Raw genomic sequence first — 15,259 nt, forward strand, 5'->3', positions numbered from 1 at the left:
AAGGGGCACCGAACACATGATTTTCAAGGTCGGAGACACCGTCGTTTACCCGCACCACGGAGCGGCGCTGATCGAAAATATCGAGACACGCACCATCAAGGGCGAGGCCAAGGAATACCTCGTTCTCAAGGTAGCCCAGGGTGATCTCACCGTTCGAGTTCCTGCCGACAACGCCGAGTACGTGGGTGTCCGGGACGTCGTCGGCCAGGAGGGTCTGGACAAGGTGTTCCAGGTTCTCCGCGCGCCGCACACCGAGGAGCCCACCAACTGGTCGCGCCGGTACAAGGCCAACCTGGAGAAGCTCGCGTCGGGTGACGTGAACAAGGTGGCCGAGGTCGTGCGCGATCTGTGGCGTCGTGAGCAGGACCGCGGCCTGTCCGCTGGTGAGAAGCGCATGCTGGCGAAGGCACGTCAGATCCTTGTCGGCGAGCTCGCACTCGCCGAGGGAACCGACGAGGTCAGGGCGGACTCCATGCTGGACGAGGTTCTGGCCGCGGCGTCCTGACGCGCGTGTGACGGACGTCGTCGCGCTCGTTCCGGCAGCCGGATCGGGCGTACGCCTCGGGGAGAACATGCCCAAGGCGTTCGTGGAACTCGCGGGACGCACTCTGCTCGAGTGGGCGCTGGACGGCCTGTCGGCCTCCGGCGCCCTTTCTCGTGTCGTGGTGGTGGTCCCGAACATTCTGCAGGACACGACCTCTCGTCTGGTCGAGTCCTGCGTCCTGCCGGTCGACGTCGTCGTCGGCGGAGCCGAGCGCACTGATTCGGTGCGGGCCGGCCTGGCAGTGGCCGGTGCGGCGGACATCGTGCTCGTGCACGACGCCGCACGCTGCCTGACGCCGCCGAGTCTGATCACCCGCGTCGTCGAGGCGGTCGGCGCCGGTGCGTCGGCCGTGGTGCCGGTGCTGCCCGTTGTCGACACGATGAAGTCCGTCGATGCCGACGGTGTGGTCACCGGAACGGTCGACCGGGCCACGCTGCGCTCGGTGCAGACGCCGCAGGGATTCGACGGGGTGACCCTGAGGCGTGCCTACGATTCCTTTCCCGATACGGCCACCGACGACGCCGGCCTGGTCGAACGTCTGGGAGTCGACGTGCACACGGTCGTCGGCGACGCCGAGGCCTTCAAGATCACCACCCCGATGGATCTGGTCCTGGCTCGCGCACTCGTCGCCCGCCGGACACAGTCGTGAGAGGGAGACCATGCGCGTAGGGATCGGTTCCGACGTCCACCCCGTCGAGGTGGGGCGTGAGTGCTGGATCGCCGGACTGTTGTTCGAGGACGCCGACGGCTGTGCCGGGCATTCCGACGGCGACGTCGCGGCGCACGCACTCTGCGACGCGCTGCTGTCCGCGGCCGGTCTGGGAGATCTGGGCTCGGTGTTCGGCACGGGTCGCCCCGAATGGGACGGCGTCAGCGGCGCCACCATGCTCATGCACGTCCGTGAACTGCTCGCGCAGCACTCGATGCGCGTGGGCAACGCCGCGGTCCAGGTCATCGGCAATCGTCCGCGCGTCGGCCCACGTCGGGTGGAGGCGCAGACACTGCTCACGAACATCCTGGGGGCGCCCGTCTCCGTCTCGGCCACCACGACCGACGGGCTCGGCCTGACCGGCCGCGGCGAGGGTGTGGCCGCGATCGCCACCGCTCTCGTGCTGGAGAGTGCGGTCCCGGACGACGCTCGCGTGGTACAGGGCGAGTCGAATCCCCGGTAGGATCGGCCGTCGTGACCCTGCGCTTCTACGACACCGCGACCAGGGCCGTGCGTGAGTTCACTCCGCTGGCCCCCGGACACGCCTCGGTGTATCTGTGCGGGGCCACGGTCCAGGGGCATCCCCACATCGGTCACGTGCGCAGCGGCGTCGCGTTCGACGTCCTTCGGCGGTGGCTGACGGCCGCCGGCTACGACGTCGCCTTCGTCCGCAACGTCACCGACATCGACGACAAGATCCTGAACAAGGCCGCCGACGCCGGCCGTCCGTGGTGGGAGTGGGCGGCGACGTACGAGCGCTCCTTCACCGCGGCCTACGACGCCCTCGGTGTGCTTCCCCCGTCGGCCGAACCGCGCGCCACGGGTCACATCACGCAGATGGTCGAGCTGATCGGTCGGTTGATCGACGCGGGTCACGCGTACGCGGCCGCCGGCGACGTCTACTTCGACGTGCGGAGCTGGGGCGAGTACGGCGCTCTGTCCGGGCACAGGCTCGACGACGTCCACCAGGGTGAGAGCGTCGGTGCGGGCAAGCGCGATCCGCGCGACTTCACGCTGTGGAAGACGGCCAAGCCCGGCGAGCCGTCGTGGCCCACCCCGTGGGGACCCGGCCGGCCCGGGTGGCACATCGAGTGCTCCGCGATGGCGGAGACCTACCTCGGGTCCGCGTTCGACATCCATTGCGGTGGACTCGATCTGGTGTTCCCGCACCACGAGAACGAGCTGGCCCAGTCCCGCGCCGCGGGGGACGGTTTCGCGCAGTACTGGCTGCACAACGGTTGGGTCACCATGAGCGGCGAGAAGATGTCGAAGTCGCTCGGCAACGTCGTCTCCATCCCGACGATGCTCGAGACCGTGCGTCCGCAGGAACTGCGCTACTACCTCGGCAGCGCGCACTACCGGTCGATGCTCGAGTACTCGGCCGAGGCACTGCAGGAAGCGGCATCGGCGTACCGGAGCATCGAGGCGTTCGTGACGAAGACCGCGGAGCGCGCGGGCGAGGTGTCGATCGGTACCTGGACGCCCGCGTTCGCCGAGGCGCTCGACGACGATCTCTCGGTGCCCAAGGCGCTCGCCGAGATCCACGGACTCCGCCGCGAGGGCAACAGTGCGTTGGCCGCGGGGAAGCTGGACGAGGCCGTCGAGGCCGCGTCGTCCGTCCGTGCCATGACGTCGATCCTCGGCGTGGATCCCCTCGATCCGCACTGGGCGTCCGGCTCGGCCGACGCGTCGGCGGAACGGGCGGCGCTCGATCTGCTCATCGCGGACGACCTCGAGCTGCGCAGCGCCGCCAAGGCAGGCAAGGACTGGCCGACGGCCGACCGTATTCGTGACCGCCTCGCCCGCGCGGGCGTGGAGGTCACCGACACCCCGAACGGCCCGGAATGGTCGATCGCACAGCCGGAAGGCACGGAGAAGTAATGGCAGGCAATTCGAGTCGACGCGGAGCGGTGCGCAAGACCGGCACCAAGAAGGGCCAGACCGTCGGGTCCGGCGGCAAGCGCAGCAAGGGCCTCGAGGGCCGCGGAGCGACCCCGCCGGCGGCCGAGCGCACCAAGCACGCCCGGCGCGCACGGCCGACCAGCCGGGACGCGTCCGGTTCGGGTCGCGGCCGTCCGCCGGTCCGCAAGACCGAGGACGGTCCGGAGAACGTGCTGGGCCGCAACCCGGTGCTGGAGTGCCTGCGCGCGGGAGTGCCGGCGACGGCGCTGTACGTCGCGTCGGGCACCGAGGCCGACGATCGGCTGAATGAGAGCGTCCAGATCGCCGCGGACAAGGGCATCTCGATCCTGGAGGTCTCCCGCACCGATCTCGATCGGATGAGTGCCAACGGCATGCACCAGGGCATCGCGCTCCAGGTGCCGCCGTACCGGTACGCCCACCCCGACGATCTCCTCTCGCAGGCGCGCCAGCGTCAGGAGCCGCCGCTGCTGGTCGCTCTCGACAACATCACCGACCCCCGCAACCTCGGTGCCGTCGTCCGGTCGGTCGCAGCATTCGGTGGACACGGCGTGGTCATCCCGCAGCGACGCAGCGCGAGTGTCACGGCCGTCGCGTGGCGCACCAGTGCCGGCGCGGCAGCGCGTCTCCCCGTCGCCCGTGCGACCAATCTGACTCGGACGCTGAAGGACTGGGCCGACAAGGGTGTCATGGTGGTCGGTCTCGACGCCGACGGTGACACTTCGCTGGACGACTTCGACGGCACCGGGCCGATCGTGGTGGTCGTCGGGTCCGAGGGCAAGGGTCTGTCCCGCCTGGTCCGCGACAACTGCGACAGCATCCTGTCCATCCCGATGGCCGGGCCGGTGGAGTCCCTCAACGCGTCCGTCGCAGCGGGAGTCGTGCTCGCGGGCATCGCGCGGCAGCGCCGAGGCTGAACCCGGCTCAGTGGACGCGGACCGACTCGATGAACGGGGCCGGCAGCTGAGCGCCAGTCTGGGTCGGATGGGGTGCGCACACCCCTTGCCTGAACCGCACACCCTGCGCAGTCGGCGGTGAGGGGTGTGCGCTCACCGGAGAGGGTGTGCACACCCCCCGCAACGTGCCCGGCCGCAAGCTCGATCGGTGTCGGTGGTCGGGTGCAGAATCGTCCTGTGACCCGGAGCACTTACTTCACCGCCAGCACACTCGACGGCTACCTCGCCGACGAGAACGACTCTCTCGAGTGGCTCTTCCGTCAGGACATCGACGAGCACGGCCCGATGAACTACGGCGACTTCATCGCGGACATCGGCGCGATCGTGATGGGAGCCACGACCTATGCCTGGGTCCTCGACCACAACGCGTCGACCGGGGAGGCATGGTCGTACGACATGCCGGCGTGGGTGGTGACCCATCGAGACTTCGCGGACTCAGAGCACGACGTTCGATTCGCCGCCGGAGACGTCGCCGACCTCTGGCCGGCGATCGAGGAGTCCGCCGGCGGCAAGGACGTCTGGATCGTGGGGGGCGGTGACCTGGCAGCGCAGTTCGCCGCGGCCGGACACCTGGATCGGATCGTCGTCTCGATCGCGCCGGTCACCCTCGGTGCCGGCAGGCCGCTGTTCCCGCGTCAGTTCGATCTCCGACTCGTGGACTTCGCGCGCAACGGCGCGTTCCTCTGCGCGGAGTACGACGTCGTGGAACCGCACGCGCAGACCTGAGTCCTGTCATCATCTGTCCATGACAGCGGCGGGTCGCAGAGTGCGCGGTGTGGTCCTGGTGGCCGTGGTGATCGCCGCGTACGTCGCGGTGGTGCTCACCTACGCGCTGGGGAGCCCGCCGAACGGCCCCGACCTCCGTGAGGCCGCACCCGACGCCGCGCTCGTCTACCTCGACGTGGACACCGTCTCCGGTGAGAACTTCTCGCTCGACGCCCGCGTGTCCGTGTATCCGGGGACCGAGTTGACCGATGCCGACGGCAACCTGGTCGACGACCTGATCGTCGACGTGACGCCGACCGCGAGCGCCGGCACCCTGACGTTCCCCAGCGGGACTCGCGTGGGCCCGCTCCCGGTCTCCCTGTACGCGGACGGCGACATCCGGCGATGGCCGTTCGACACCTACGACGCGTCGTCGATCCAGGTGCGGGTGTTCTCCGGCGCCGGCGCGGACCGGCAGCCCGTACCCGCCGAGATCGTGGTGACCGACTCGCTCACGTCCTGGGCGGTGGAGGCCGTCGACATCGACTCCTCGTCGGCGCAGGCCTTCGACATCCGCGTCGCGCGCACGGTGGGTACCACGATCTTCGACATCGCGATCTGTGTCGTGCTCGTCGTCCTGCCGTCGTGCACGCTGTTCGTGTCGATCCAGACGCTGCGCCGCCGCAAGCAGTTCCTGCCGCCGATCATGACGTGGTTCGCGGTGACGCTCTTCGCGGTGCTGCCCATCCGCAACCTGTTCCCCGGCGCCCCGCCGATCGGGTCGTGGGTCGACTACACCGTGGTGCTGTGGGTGGTGGCGGGTCTGGTGACGGCGATGGTGCTCTACGTCGTCGCGTGGTGGCGCCAGGGTCCCTAGGTCGAGCGCGACCGGGGTGGGGCTCGTCCGCGCGTACCGTCGAGTCATGATCGAGCGGCTGAGGACGACGGTGACACAGGTGGCCGAGGCCGCACTGGGAATCGTGGGGGTTCGTGTGGGTACCGAGGAACCACCCCACACCACCGAGGCGCTCACGGGGGCCGTCGAGATTCGCCGATACGAACCCCGGATCGCGGCGGAGACCGTCGTGGACGCCGACGAGGAACGCGCGCGCAACGAGGGCTTCCGTCGGCTGGCCGGATACATCTTCGGCGGCAATCGGAGATCCGACTCGATCGCGATGACGGCTCCCGTTGCCCAGTCGGCGTCGCGCGGGCAGACCATCGCGATGACCGCACCCGTGTCGCGCGCCGCGAGCGACGAGGGATGGGTCGTCCGGTTCTTCATGCCGTCGCGATGGACGATGGACACTCTCCCGGCGCCGAAGGATGATCGGGTGCGCCTGGTGGAGGTGCCGGCCGAGACGGTGGCGGTGCTGCGGTTCAGCGGTGACCGCGGTGCGCAGGCCGTGGCCGAGCGCACCACGGAGCTGCTGGAGATCCTGAAGTCCCGCGGCATCGACACGACCGGCGAGCCGATGTCCTGGTTCTACGACCCGCCCTGGACGGTGTCGTTCCGCCGCCGCAACGAGATCGCCGTTCCTGTCTCCCGATGATCAGACACTGAAGCGGATCGTCTGTCCCGGCGCACATTGCGCCGCGGATCCGAGATCCGCCGACGCCACGACGGCGATCACCGGGTAGCCGCCGGTCACCGGATGGTCGACGAGGAACAGCACGGGCAGTCCCGACGGCGGCACCTGCAGTGCGCCGGTCACCATGCCCTCGCTCGGGAGTTCGTCCTCGCGGGATCGTGACAGTGGCTCGGCGCCCTCGAGTCTCATGCCGACGCGGTCGGACTCCGTTCCCACCGTCCAGGCTCGAGCGAGCAGCAGGTCGAGCGCGTCGTCGGTGAATCGGTCCGCGCGCGGGCCGGGAATCACCCGCAGGGTCGTCCGGTGCTCGAACGGGTACGGATTCATGTCCGCCCGAGGCCAGTCCTCGGCGTCGTGACCGATCGGCAGCAGGGCGCCGGGCGCCACTCGCTCGGGTCCGATGCCGGACAGGGAGTCGGTCGATCGGCTCCCCAGAACCCGGGGCACGTCGATGCCGCCGCGGACGGCGACGTAGGTGCGCAGTCCCACCGGTGCCCAGTCGAGGCGGATCTCGGCGCCCGACCCCACCACGACCACGGCGCCGTGCCCCTGCGGTACGCCGTCCACCGTGAACGGGGTCGGAGCCCCCGTGACCGCCAGAACCACCTCGGTGCGTGCGCGCAGCACCAGTCCGCCGAGCGTCACCTCGAGCGTCGCGGCGTCGATCATGTTCCCCACCAACCGATTCGCTGCGTCGTGCGAGCGTCGATCGGCTGCGCCGGACGTGCCGACACCGAGCGAGGACCACCCGGTGCGTCCGCGGTCCTGCACAGTCGTCAGCGGCCCGGTCGCCAGTACCTCGAGCATCACGTCACCGCGCGGAACTGCACGCGCGTGCCGGGCGCGAGCAGCGCGGGGTCGTCCCGGTTCACGTCCCACAGCGCCGCGTCGGTGCTGCCGATGATCTGCCACCCGCCGGGCGACGAGGTCGGGTACACCCCGGTGTACTCGCCGGCCAGCGCCACGGATCCCGCCGGCACCGAGGTGCGCGGATCGGCGCGGCGCGGGATCGACAACGGATCGGATCCGACCAGGTAGGCGAAGCCGGGGGAGAAGCCGCAGAACGCGGCGGTCCACACCTGACCGATGTGCACGGCGACGATGTCCAGTCCCGTTGTCGCACAGACCTCGTCGAGATCGGGCCCGTCGTATCGGACGTCGATCGTGATCGTCTCACCGGAGCGGCCGAGCACCTGCGCCGGTGGCGTCTCGCGGAGCCACGCCGACACCCGTGCGGGTTCCGCGTCCTCGGTGAGGATCACCAGCACGGTGGCGGCGGCGGGGATCATCTCGGCGATTCCCGGGTGCCCGACGGCCCACCCGGCGTGGTGCGCCGCGACTGTGCGGACGTCGTCGAGATCGACCAGCAGGGCGCGGTCGCCCGCCGGGGCGATCCTCACGACACGAACGGGGTCAGGGTGACGCCGTTGCGGGACAACACCGCACGCACGGCCAGGGCCATGTCCACCGCGGCGGGGGTGTCGCCGTGCAGGCACACCGAGTCGGCGTTCACCGGCACCGTCACCCCGTCGACGGAGTCCACGACGCCCTCGGTGACCATCCGCAGCACGCGTCGTGCCACCGCCTCGACGTCGGACAGGACCGCACCGGGGTCGCGGCGGGAGACGAGGGTTCCCGCTGCCGTGTAGCCGCGATCGGCGAACGCCTCGGTGACGGTCCGCAGGCCCGCCCGCGCGGCGATCTCGAGGAAGGCCGAGCCGGGCAGCCCCAGGACGGGCAGGCCGGGGTCGTACGCGGCGACGGCGTCGACGACCGCCTGTGCTTGTACTCGGTGGTGCACGATCGTGTTGTACAGCGCTCCATGTGGTTTGACGTACCGCACGCGTCCGCCGACGGAGCGGGCCAGGCCGTCGAGAGCCCCGATCTGGTAGATCACGTCGGCGCGCAGGTCCTCCGCGGTGATGTCGAGGAAGCGCCTGCCGAAGCCCACGAGGTCCCGGTACCCCACCTGGGCGCCGATACGCACGTCGGACCGGACGGCGTCGGCGCACGTCCGCAGCAGCGTGGCCGGGTCACCCGCATGGAAGCCGCACGCGATGTTGGCGCTGGTGACCACACGCAGCATCGCCGCGTCGTCACCGAGCGTCCAGGTGCCGAAGCCCTCGCCGAGATCGGAGTTGAGATCCACCATCTACAGGAGCGTAACGGTCAGGCGTGGACGACGGCGCGCGCCGGGGTGCGGCGGCCCACCGCCCGGCAGACCAGGTAGATCACGAACGAGATGGTAGTGACGAACGTCGACACGGGGACGCCCGGCGCGAGGGAGAGCAGGATGCCGCCCACCGCGGCGGTCTCGGCGAACAGGATCGACAGCCAGGTGGCGGTGACCGGGTTGGCCGTCACCCGCGACGCCGCGGCGGCGGGGGTGATCAGGAGCGAGAGCACGAGGAGGGCGCCGACGATCTGCACTCCCAGCGCGCAGGCGACGCCGACGAGAACGGCGAAGACGATGGACAGCAGCCGCATCGGGACACCACGTGCCTCGGCGCCCTCGGGGTCGGTGCTGGCGAACAGCAGCGGCCGGTAGACCACGAACAGCACCACGATGACGACGAGGGCGACGGCGAGAAGCAGGGTCAGGCCGGTGCTGCCGACACCGACGATCTGGCCGACGAGCAACGAGAAACTGGTGCCGGTGCGACCGGGGTAGGCCCACAGGAACAGCACCGACAGGCCGAGTCCGAAGCTCATGATGACGCCGATGACGGAGTCGCGCTCACGGGCTCTGCGTCCGAGCAGCGCGAACAGCACGGCGGCGATGACGGATCCCAGGATGGCGCCGACGCCGACCGCGAGGCCGACGAGCAGGGCTGCCGAGGCGCCGGTGAGGGACAGCTCGGACGAGCCGTGCACGGCGAAGGACCACTGACGGCTGACGATCAGCGGACCCAGTGCGCCCGCCAGGACACCGAGGATGGCGGCGGCGATCAGTGCTTGCTGCACGAAGTCGTAGCCGAGGAGGTCGGCGGTGGTGCCGAAGTCGAGAGCTTTGCTCAGTGCGTCGATGACCTTGTCCACTGGCCTCAGATTTCGTTGTCGAGATGGTGTGCGCAGTCGCCGCCCGCGGCACCGAGAGCGTCCATGGCGTCGCCGGTTCCGACCACGACGAGTCGGCCGCGCACGCGCAGCACCTCGACGTCGGTGTCGTACAGCTCCGAGAGCACCTCGGACGTCATGACGTCCTCGGTGGTGCCGATGCGGAACTTGCCGTCGACGAGGTAGACGATGCGGTCGACGATCGGCAGGATCGGATTGATCTCGTGCGTCACGAAGACGACGGACGTGCTGTGCGAGCGTCGGCGTTGATCGATCAGGTGCGCGACGACCTGCTGGTTGGCCAGGTCGAGGCTCAGGAGCGGCTCGTCGCAGAGCAGCACGTCCGGGTCGCCGACCAGGGCCTGTGCGACGCGCAGACGTTGCTGTTCTCCACCGCTCATCTGTCCCAGGGGCGCATCGGCGAAAGCCTGTGCGCCCACCGAGGCGATGGCGGCGTCGACGGCGTCGCGACGCGCGTGACGCCCGCGGAACCCGATGCCCCAGCGGTGACCGTCCCACCCGAGTCCGACGAAGTCGCGGCCGCGCAGCGGCACTCCCTCGTCGATCGCCTTCTGCTGGGGGATGTACCCGATGGACGAGCGTCCGCCGGCGATGCTGGCGGTTCCGGAGGTGAGGGACGTCTGCCCGAGAAGCACCTTCAGCAGGGACGTCTTTCCCGACCCGTTGGGGCCGAGGACGGCGACGAATTCTCCCGGTGCGACGGTCAGGTCGAGATCGGACCACAGGACACGCTCGCCGTACGCGAGCGTCGCCCCGGTCAGTTGGACGGACGTCATCGCCGAACTCGCGTCACGAGGTGACACCCAGCGCGTCCGCGAGGTCCTGCGCAGCGGTGCGCTGCCACGAGACGTAGTCCTGCCCTGCGGGCAGGGTCTCGGTGACCTCGACGACGCGGATGCCGTTCTCCTCGGCGATGCGGCGCACGTCCTCGGTCACGGCGTCCTCCGTCTGAATGTTGTAGACCAGTACGTCGACGCCCTTGCCGGTGAACAGGTCACGCGTCGCGGCGACGGCGGCGGGCGAGGGATCGTTGCCCTCCTCGATCGCGTCCTCGAAGTCCTCGGGGGTCTTGTCGTCCACCCCGGCTCCTTCCAGCAGGTAGTGCGCGATCGGCTCCGTCTGAGCGACGGGTGCGCCAGGCTTCTGCTGGGCGATGCGATCCGTGATGTCGGTGATCTCGTGGATGTCGTCGTGGAACGCCTCGGCGTTCTCGGTGTAGTAGGCCGCGTTGTCGGGGTCGACCTTACCGAGTTCGGTGGCGATCGCCTCGGCGGTGGCCGCCGCGATCTCCGGGTCGTACCAGACGTGCTCGTTGGTCTCGCCCGAATGGTCGTGGGCACCCGCCTCGTCGGCGTGGTCGGCGTCGTCCGCGTGCCCCTCGAGCAGCGAGTACGCGTCGACGGAGGGCACGTCGCCCGCGGAGCCGAGCACGTCGTCGACGAACTCGTCGTAGCCGCCGCCGTTGTACACGACGAGCGAGGCCTCGGACAGTGCCGCGGCGTCGCCGGGGCTGGCCTCGTAGGAGTGCGGATCCGCGGACGGATCCGAGATGATCGCCGTGACGTCCGCTCGGTCTCCGACGACGGCCTCGGCGACCGAGCCCCACACGTTCGTCGACGCGACGACGGTGGGCCGACCGGACTCGGCCGTCGCGGTGTCGTCGGAGCTGCATCCCACCAGGGCGGTCGCCGTCAGGGCGGTCATACCCAGGGCGGTGACGAGCGTGCGGAGGGGAATTCGGGCGGGTGCGTACACGAGGGGTGCTCCTGGGTCGGTCGAACGTTATCGTTAATGGAAACCGTTGTCGTGACCTTACCGCCCCACCACCCCGACGGCGAAACCGTGCCGGAGCCGACGTGCGCGACCCCGACCGGATACCGTCTCTTCATGGCGAGGTCGACGGAACCGCGACGGATGGCCACGCTCGCGTCGCTGGCCGCCGAACTGAACGTCTCGCGCACCACCGTGTCCAACGCCTACAACCGCCCGGACCAGCTCTCACCCGAGATGCGGGAACGTGTGCTCGACGCGGCCAGGGCCCGCGGTTATCCGGGGCCCGACCCGGTCGCCCGCTCGCTGCGCACCCGGCGCGCCGGTGCGGTGGGGCTCGTCCTCACCGAGGCGCTCAGCTACTCGTTCTCCGATCCCGCCGCCGTGCAGTTCCTCACCGGCCTCGCCGAGTCGTGCGAGCGGGCCGGACGCGGTCTGCTGCTCATTCCCGCGGGGCCCGCCTCGACGCCGGAGGACGCCGCGGCCGTCGTGCAGCAGGCGGGGGTCGACGCATTCGTCGTCTACTCGGTGTCCGACGACGATCCGCACCTGACGGCGGTCCGTGACCGTCATCTGCCGACGGTCGTGTGCGACCAGCCTCGGGACGCGGAGGACACCTCGCTCGTCGGAATCGACGACAGGGTGGCGATGCGACGGATGGCCGAGGAGGTGCTCGCGAGGGGCCACACTCGCATCAGCGTGGTCTGCATGCGGCTGCGCCGCGACCGGCACGACGGACTCGTCGATCCGGAACGCCGGAGCGGCATCACCTTCCATGTCCAGCGCGAGCGTCTCGCCGGCATCCGCGACGCGATGATCGCGGCCGGCGTCGATCCCGACATCGTGATCGTCGAGCGCTTCGACCACACGCGGGAGGCCGGACGGTCGGCGGCCGCCGAGGCGCTCCGGGCGGCGCCGGACACCACCGCGCTGGTGTGCACGTCCGACGTGCTGGCTCTGGGTGCGCTCGATCACTGTGCCGCGCAGGGCGTCTCGGTACCCGAACAGATGTCGGTCACCGGTTTCGACGGGGTCGACGAGGCGCGCCGCATCGGCCTGACGTCGGTCCAGCAGCCGGTCCTCGAGAAGGGTCGGCTCGTCGGTGAGATCGTGCTGGGCGTCAGCCATTCCGGGGTGGACCGGACCGAGCACCTCCCGACGCATCTGCTCGCCGGGGTGACGCTCGGCCCGGTGCGGACCGGCTAGCGGGCCAGCAGCTGGGCGCAGCGCAGCAGGCCGAGGTGGCTGTAGGCCTGCGGGTGGTTGCCCAGCGAGCGCTCGGCCACGGGGTCGTACTCCTCGCTCAGCAGGCCCGTCGGGCCTGCCGCGGCGACGAGCTGGGTGAAGAGCGCTTCGGCCGGAAGTCGCTGCCCGATCAGAAGATACGCCTCGACGAGCCAGGCCGCGCACAGGTGGAACCCGCCCTCGCCACCGGGGAGGCCGTCGTCGTGGTGGTAGCGGTACACCGTGGCGCCGCTGCGCAACTCGGCCTCGGTCGCGGTGACCGTCGCCGCGAAGCGCGGGTCGCTCGGATCGATGAGACCGGACAGGCCGATGTGCAGGGTGGCCGCATCGAGATCGGTTCCGCCGTACGCGGCCGTGAAGGACTGCGCCTCGTCGCTCCAGCCCTTGTCGAGCACCTGACGACGGATGACGTCACGCAACGTGCTCCAGCCGAGCTGCGCCTCGCGGCCGTACGCCTCGGCCAGGGTGATGGCGCGATCGACGGTGAGCCAGCACATCACCTTGGAGTAGACGTGGTGGCGCGGGTTGCCGCGGATCTCCCAGATGCCGTTGTCCGGCTCGGACCAGCGTCGCTCGACGGCGTCGACCATGGCGCACACCAGGTCCCAGTCCTGATCGGTGAGCACCTCGGCGTTCGCGGTGACGCCGCACGCGGTGCGGGCGCGGGCCAGTGTCGCGATGAGATCGACGATGGGTCCGAAGACGTCGAGCTGCACCTGCTGGTTGGCCGCGTTGCCCACCCGCACGGGGCGGGACCCCGCGTACCCGGGCAGGGCGTCGATGACGGCCTCGGGAGGCAGCGACTGCCCCCACAGCGTGTAGAGCGGGTGCAGGCGTTCCGGTCCGGGGACGGTCTCGAGCACGTCGTGCACCCAGTGCAGGTAGTTCTCCGCCTCGGACAGCGAGCCCAGGGACACCAGCGCGGACGCCGTCAGGGCCGCGTCGCGCAGCCAGCAGTAGCGGTAGTCCCAGTTGCGGACACCGCCGATCTCCTCGGGCAGCGACGTCGTGGCCGCGGCCATGATCGACCCGGAGTCGGCGTGCACCAGGCCGCGCAGGGTGAGCGCGGACCGCTTCATCAGATCGGGCTTGAGCTGGGGGAGGGTCAACCCGGCCGCCCAGTCGTGCCAGTAGGACTCGGCCTCGGCGCGACGCTCGGCTTCGGGCACCTCGGACGGGCCCAGATCCGAAGTCCCGCAGCGCAATTCGAGGATCACGGGACCGGTGGACGGATCGATCTCCGCCCGCGCGGTCTCCTGGCCGTGCTCGCTGGTGACGGTCCAGGTGATGCCCGGCGCGCGCAGCACCATCGGGTCGTTGGTGCCGAACACGCGGAGGCCGTCGTCCTCGGCCTCGAGCCGGACGCGTGCCTGCCCGAACTCGGGGCGCGGCGCGAACGTGACCACGGCCTTCGCCTTGCCGGTGATCACGCGGGTGAAGTCGGTGCGATCGCTCGGCACGTCGTGCGCGAGGTAGTCGTCGACCTGCAGGCTGGCCCAGCGGGTCTGCACCGTCATGGTGCTGTCGATGTACTGCTGGCTCAGCGGGAGGGACGGACGCAGCGGGCCGACGGTGAAGTGGCCCGCCTCGTCGCCGCCGAGCAGGTGTGCGAAGACGGCGGCGGAGTCGGGTTCGGGGTGACACAGCCACGTGAGGCCGGCCTCGGGCGTCAGGAGTGCCACCGAGCGTGGGCTCGCCATCATGGTGAGACGCTCGATGCGGGGGGCGTCCGCACCGGAGAGCCAGGTGCGGCGCTCCTCCAACAGGAACGCGAGCGCCGCGGCCACCTGCTCGAGGGTGTCGACGCGGTAGCCGGCGAGCGACTCACCGTCGCCGACCTTGACGCCGATGTCCGGCCCGTGCAGCCGTCGGAACGCCTTCTCGTCGGTGACGTCGTCGCCGAAGAAGACGGCGGCGGAGGCGCCGCCCTGGTGCCGCAGGATGTCGAGGGCCTGGCCCTTGTCGGTCGCGATGACGGCGAGCTCGATCACGGACTTGCCCTCGGTGACCTGCACGCCGTCCCAGGTGGCTGCGCCCGCACGGACCTCGTCGAGGGCGCGCTGTCCGGCCTCGGGGTCGGCGTTGCGCACGTGCAGTGCGGCGCTGGCGGGCTTGGTCTCGACGCTGATGTTCGCGCCGCGGGACGCGACCGTGCGGAGCTCGGCGACCACGCGCTCGAGCAGTGCCGTCGCCTCGCCGCCGAGCTCGGTGACGAAGCCGGCGTCGAACTCGGACCCGTGGCTGCCCACGAGCTGTACCTCGACGGGCAGGCGGGAGAGGATCGCCAGGTCACGCAGCGCGCGCCCCGAGATCACAGCAGCCTGGGTGCCGTCGAGACCGGCGAGAGCGCGGAGTGCGCGGACCGATTCGGGCAGCGGAAACGCCTTCTGCGGGTCGGAGACGAACGGCGCCATGGTGCCGTCGTAGTCGGAGGCGACCAGCAGTCTCGGCACCCGCGCGACGCCGACGAGGGCGCGGCGAAGGTCGAGGGGGAGGTCCACAGCGCTCACAGCGCACGACCTGGACGGTGACCGGGGCTTCTCACTCGGTCAAACCTAGGCGACGGGGGCCCTGCTCGCCTCATCGGGGAGAGAGGTCCGAGGAGCGGCCGCGAGGGTGTCTGTGACTCGCGATGACTGGAAATCGTGTGTCACGACTATTCGCATTAACTTTTTGGACGATTGTTCGTAATGTAATACTGAGAGCGTGACGTCGCATACGAGGCGAACAACGAGGAGCG

The 15,259-nt window shown here is 70.2% G+C and carries 16 protein-coding genes; 9 read left to right on the forward strand and 7 right to left on the reverse strand.

Translation table 11 applies throughout. From position 1 onward, the window contains the following. Positions 1-16 precede the first annotated feature (16 nt). From ASG69_RS19915 to ASG69_RS19950, 8 genes are all read left to right on the forward strand, one after another. On the forward strand, positions 17-505 hold the full coding sequence (locus ASG69_RS19915) for a CarD family transcriptional regulator (RefSeq protein WP_027506450.1): 489 nt from the start codon (positions 17-19) through the stop codon (positions 503-505). A 7-nt stretch (positions 506-512) separates the two neighbouring features. After that, positions 513-1,193 carry a 2-C-methyl-D-erythritol 4-phosphate cytidylyltransferase gene (ispD, locus tag ASG69_RS19920; RefSeq protein WP_056443597.1) on the forward strand — a complete coding sequence of 227 codons (681 nt, stop codon included), beginning with the start codon at positions 513-515 and terminating at the stop codon, positions 1,191-1,193. A gap of 10 nt (positions 1,194-1,203) precedes the next feature. Next, entirely contained in the window at positions 1,204-1,716 is a 513-nt protein-coding gene (gene ispF / locus ASG69_RS19925; RefSeq protein ID WP_027506448.1) for a 2-C-methyl-D-erythritol 2,4-cyclodiphosphate synthase, read from the forward strand. An 11-nt stretch (positions 1,717-1,727) separates the two neighbouring features. Then, positions 1,728-3,134: a cysteine--tRNA ligase gene (gene cysS, locus ASG69_RS19930; RefSeq protein ID WP_056443599.1), complete on the forward strand. Its 1,407-nt coding sequence runs from the start codon at positions 1,728-1,730 to the stop codon at positions 3,132-3,134. After that, positions 3,134-4,090 (forward strand): 23S rRNA (guanosine(2251)-2'-O)-methyltransferase RlmB, encoded by a 957-nt coding sequence (gene rlmB / locus ASG69_RS19935; protein ID WP_056443602.1) that lies wholly within the window; start codon positions 3,134-3,136, stop codon positions 4,088-4,090. Before cysS ends, rlmB begins: the two co-directional genes overlap by 1 nt. A gap of 216 nt (positions 4,091-4,306) precedes the next feature. Further along, positions 4,307-4,855 carry a dihydrofolate reductase family protein gene (locus tag ASG69_RS19940; protein WP_056443604.1) on the forward strand — a complete coding sequence of 183 codons (549 nt, stop codon included), beginning with the start codon at positions 4,307-4,309 and terminating at the stop codon, positions 4,853-4,855. 19 nt (positions 4,856-4,874) lie between these two features. Then, positions 4,875-5,711 carry a DUF4436 domain-containing protein gene (locus ASG69_RS19945; RefSeq protein ID WP_056443607.1) on the forward strand — a complete coding sequence of 279 codons (837 nt, stop codon included), beginning with the start codon at positions 4,875-4,877 and terminating at the stop codon, positions 5,709-5,711. A 46-nt stretch (positions 5,712-5,757) separates the two neighbouring features. After that, positions 5,758-6,387 (forward strand): SOUL family heme-binding protein, encoded by a 630-nt coding sequence (locus tag ASG69_RS19950; protein ID WP_056444296.1) that lies wholly within the window; start codon positions 5,758-5,760, stop codon positions 6,385-6,387. Here ASG69_RS19950 and ASG69_RS19955 read toward each other — a convergent pair whose 3' ends face one another. Genes ASG69_RS19955 through ASG69_RS19980 form a run of 6 tightly spaced genes read right to left on the reverse strand, consistent with a single transcriptional unit; the run spans position 6,388 to position 11,208 of the window. After that, positions 6,388-7,233, reverse strand: a complete 846-nt coding sequence (locus ASG69_RS19955; protein ID WP_056443610.1) for a biotin-dependent carboxyltransferase family protein — start codon at positions 7,231-7,233, stop codon at positions 6,388-6,390. Continuing rightward, entirely contained in the window at positions 7,233-7,820 is a 588-nt protein-coding gene (locus tag ASG69_RS19960; protein WP_374197690.1) for a 5-oxoprolinase subunit B family protein, read from the reverse strand. The genes ASG69_RS19955 and ASG69_RS19960 overlap by 1 nt, the downstream gene beginning before the upstream one ends. Positions 7,821-7,822: 2 nt before the next feature. Continuing rightward, positions 7,823-8,578 (reverse strand): LamB/YcsF family protein, encoded by a 756-nt coding sequence (locus ASG69_RS19965; protein WP_056443617.1) that lies wholly within the window; start codon positions 8,576-8,578, stop codon positions 7,823-7,825. Positions 8,579-8,595: 17 nt separating this feature from the next. Further along, positions 8,596-9,465 carry a metal ABC transporter permease gene (locus ASG69_RS19970; RefSeq protein ID WP_056443620.1) on the reverse strand — a complete coding sequence of 290 codons (870 nt, stop codon included), beginning with the start codon at positions 9,463-9,465 and terminating at the stop codon, positions 8,596-8,598. Between the two features lie 5 nt (positions 9,466-9,470). Next, positions 9,471-10,280 (reverse strand): metal ABC transporter ATP-binding protein, encoded by an 810-nt coding sequence (locus ASG69_RS19975; RefSeq protein ID WP_056071708.1) that lies wholly within the window; start codon positions 10,278-10,280, stop codon positions 9,471-9,473. A 13-nt stretch (positions 10,281-10,293) separates the two neighbouring features. Further along, positions 10,294-11,208, reverse strand: coding sequence for a metal ABC transporter solute-binding protein, Zn/Mn family (locus ASG69_RS19980; protein ID WP_056444299.1), 915 nt, complete (start codon positions 11,206-11,208; stop codon positions 10,294-10,296). 183 nt (positions 11,209-11,391) lie between these two features. Here ASG69_RS19980 and ASG69_RS19985 point away from each other — a divergent pair, with 183 nt between their 5' ends. Then, positions 11,392-12,480, forward strand: a complete 1,089-nt coding sequence (locus tag ASG69_RS19985; protein WP_056444302.1) for a LacI family DNA-binding transcriptional regulator — start codon at positions 11,392-11,394, stop codon at positions 12,478-12,480. Here ASG69_RS19985 and otsB read toward each other — a convergent pair. Beyond that, positions 12,477-15,029: a trehalose-phosphatase gene (gene otsB / locus ASG69_RS19990; RefSeq protein ID WP_056443625.1), complete on the reverse strand. Its 2,553-nt coding sequence runs from the start codon at positions 15,027-15,029 to the stop codon at positions 12,477-12,479. The two genes, ASG69_RS19985 and otsB, sit on opposite strands and share 4 nt — an antisense overlap. Between the last annotated feature and the right edge of the window lie 230 nt (positions 15,030-15,259).

This window comes from Rhodococcus sp. Leaf225, assembly GCF_001426145.1.
GTDB lineage: Bacteria > Actinomycetota > Actinomycetes > Mycobacteriales > Mycobacteriaceae > Rhodococcoides.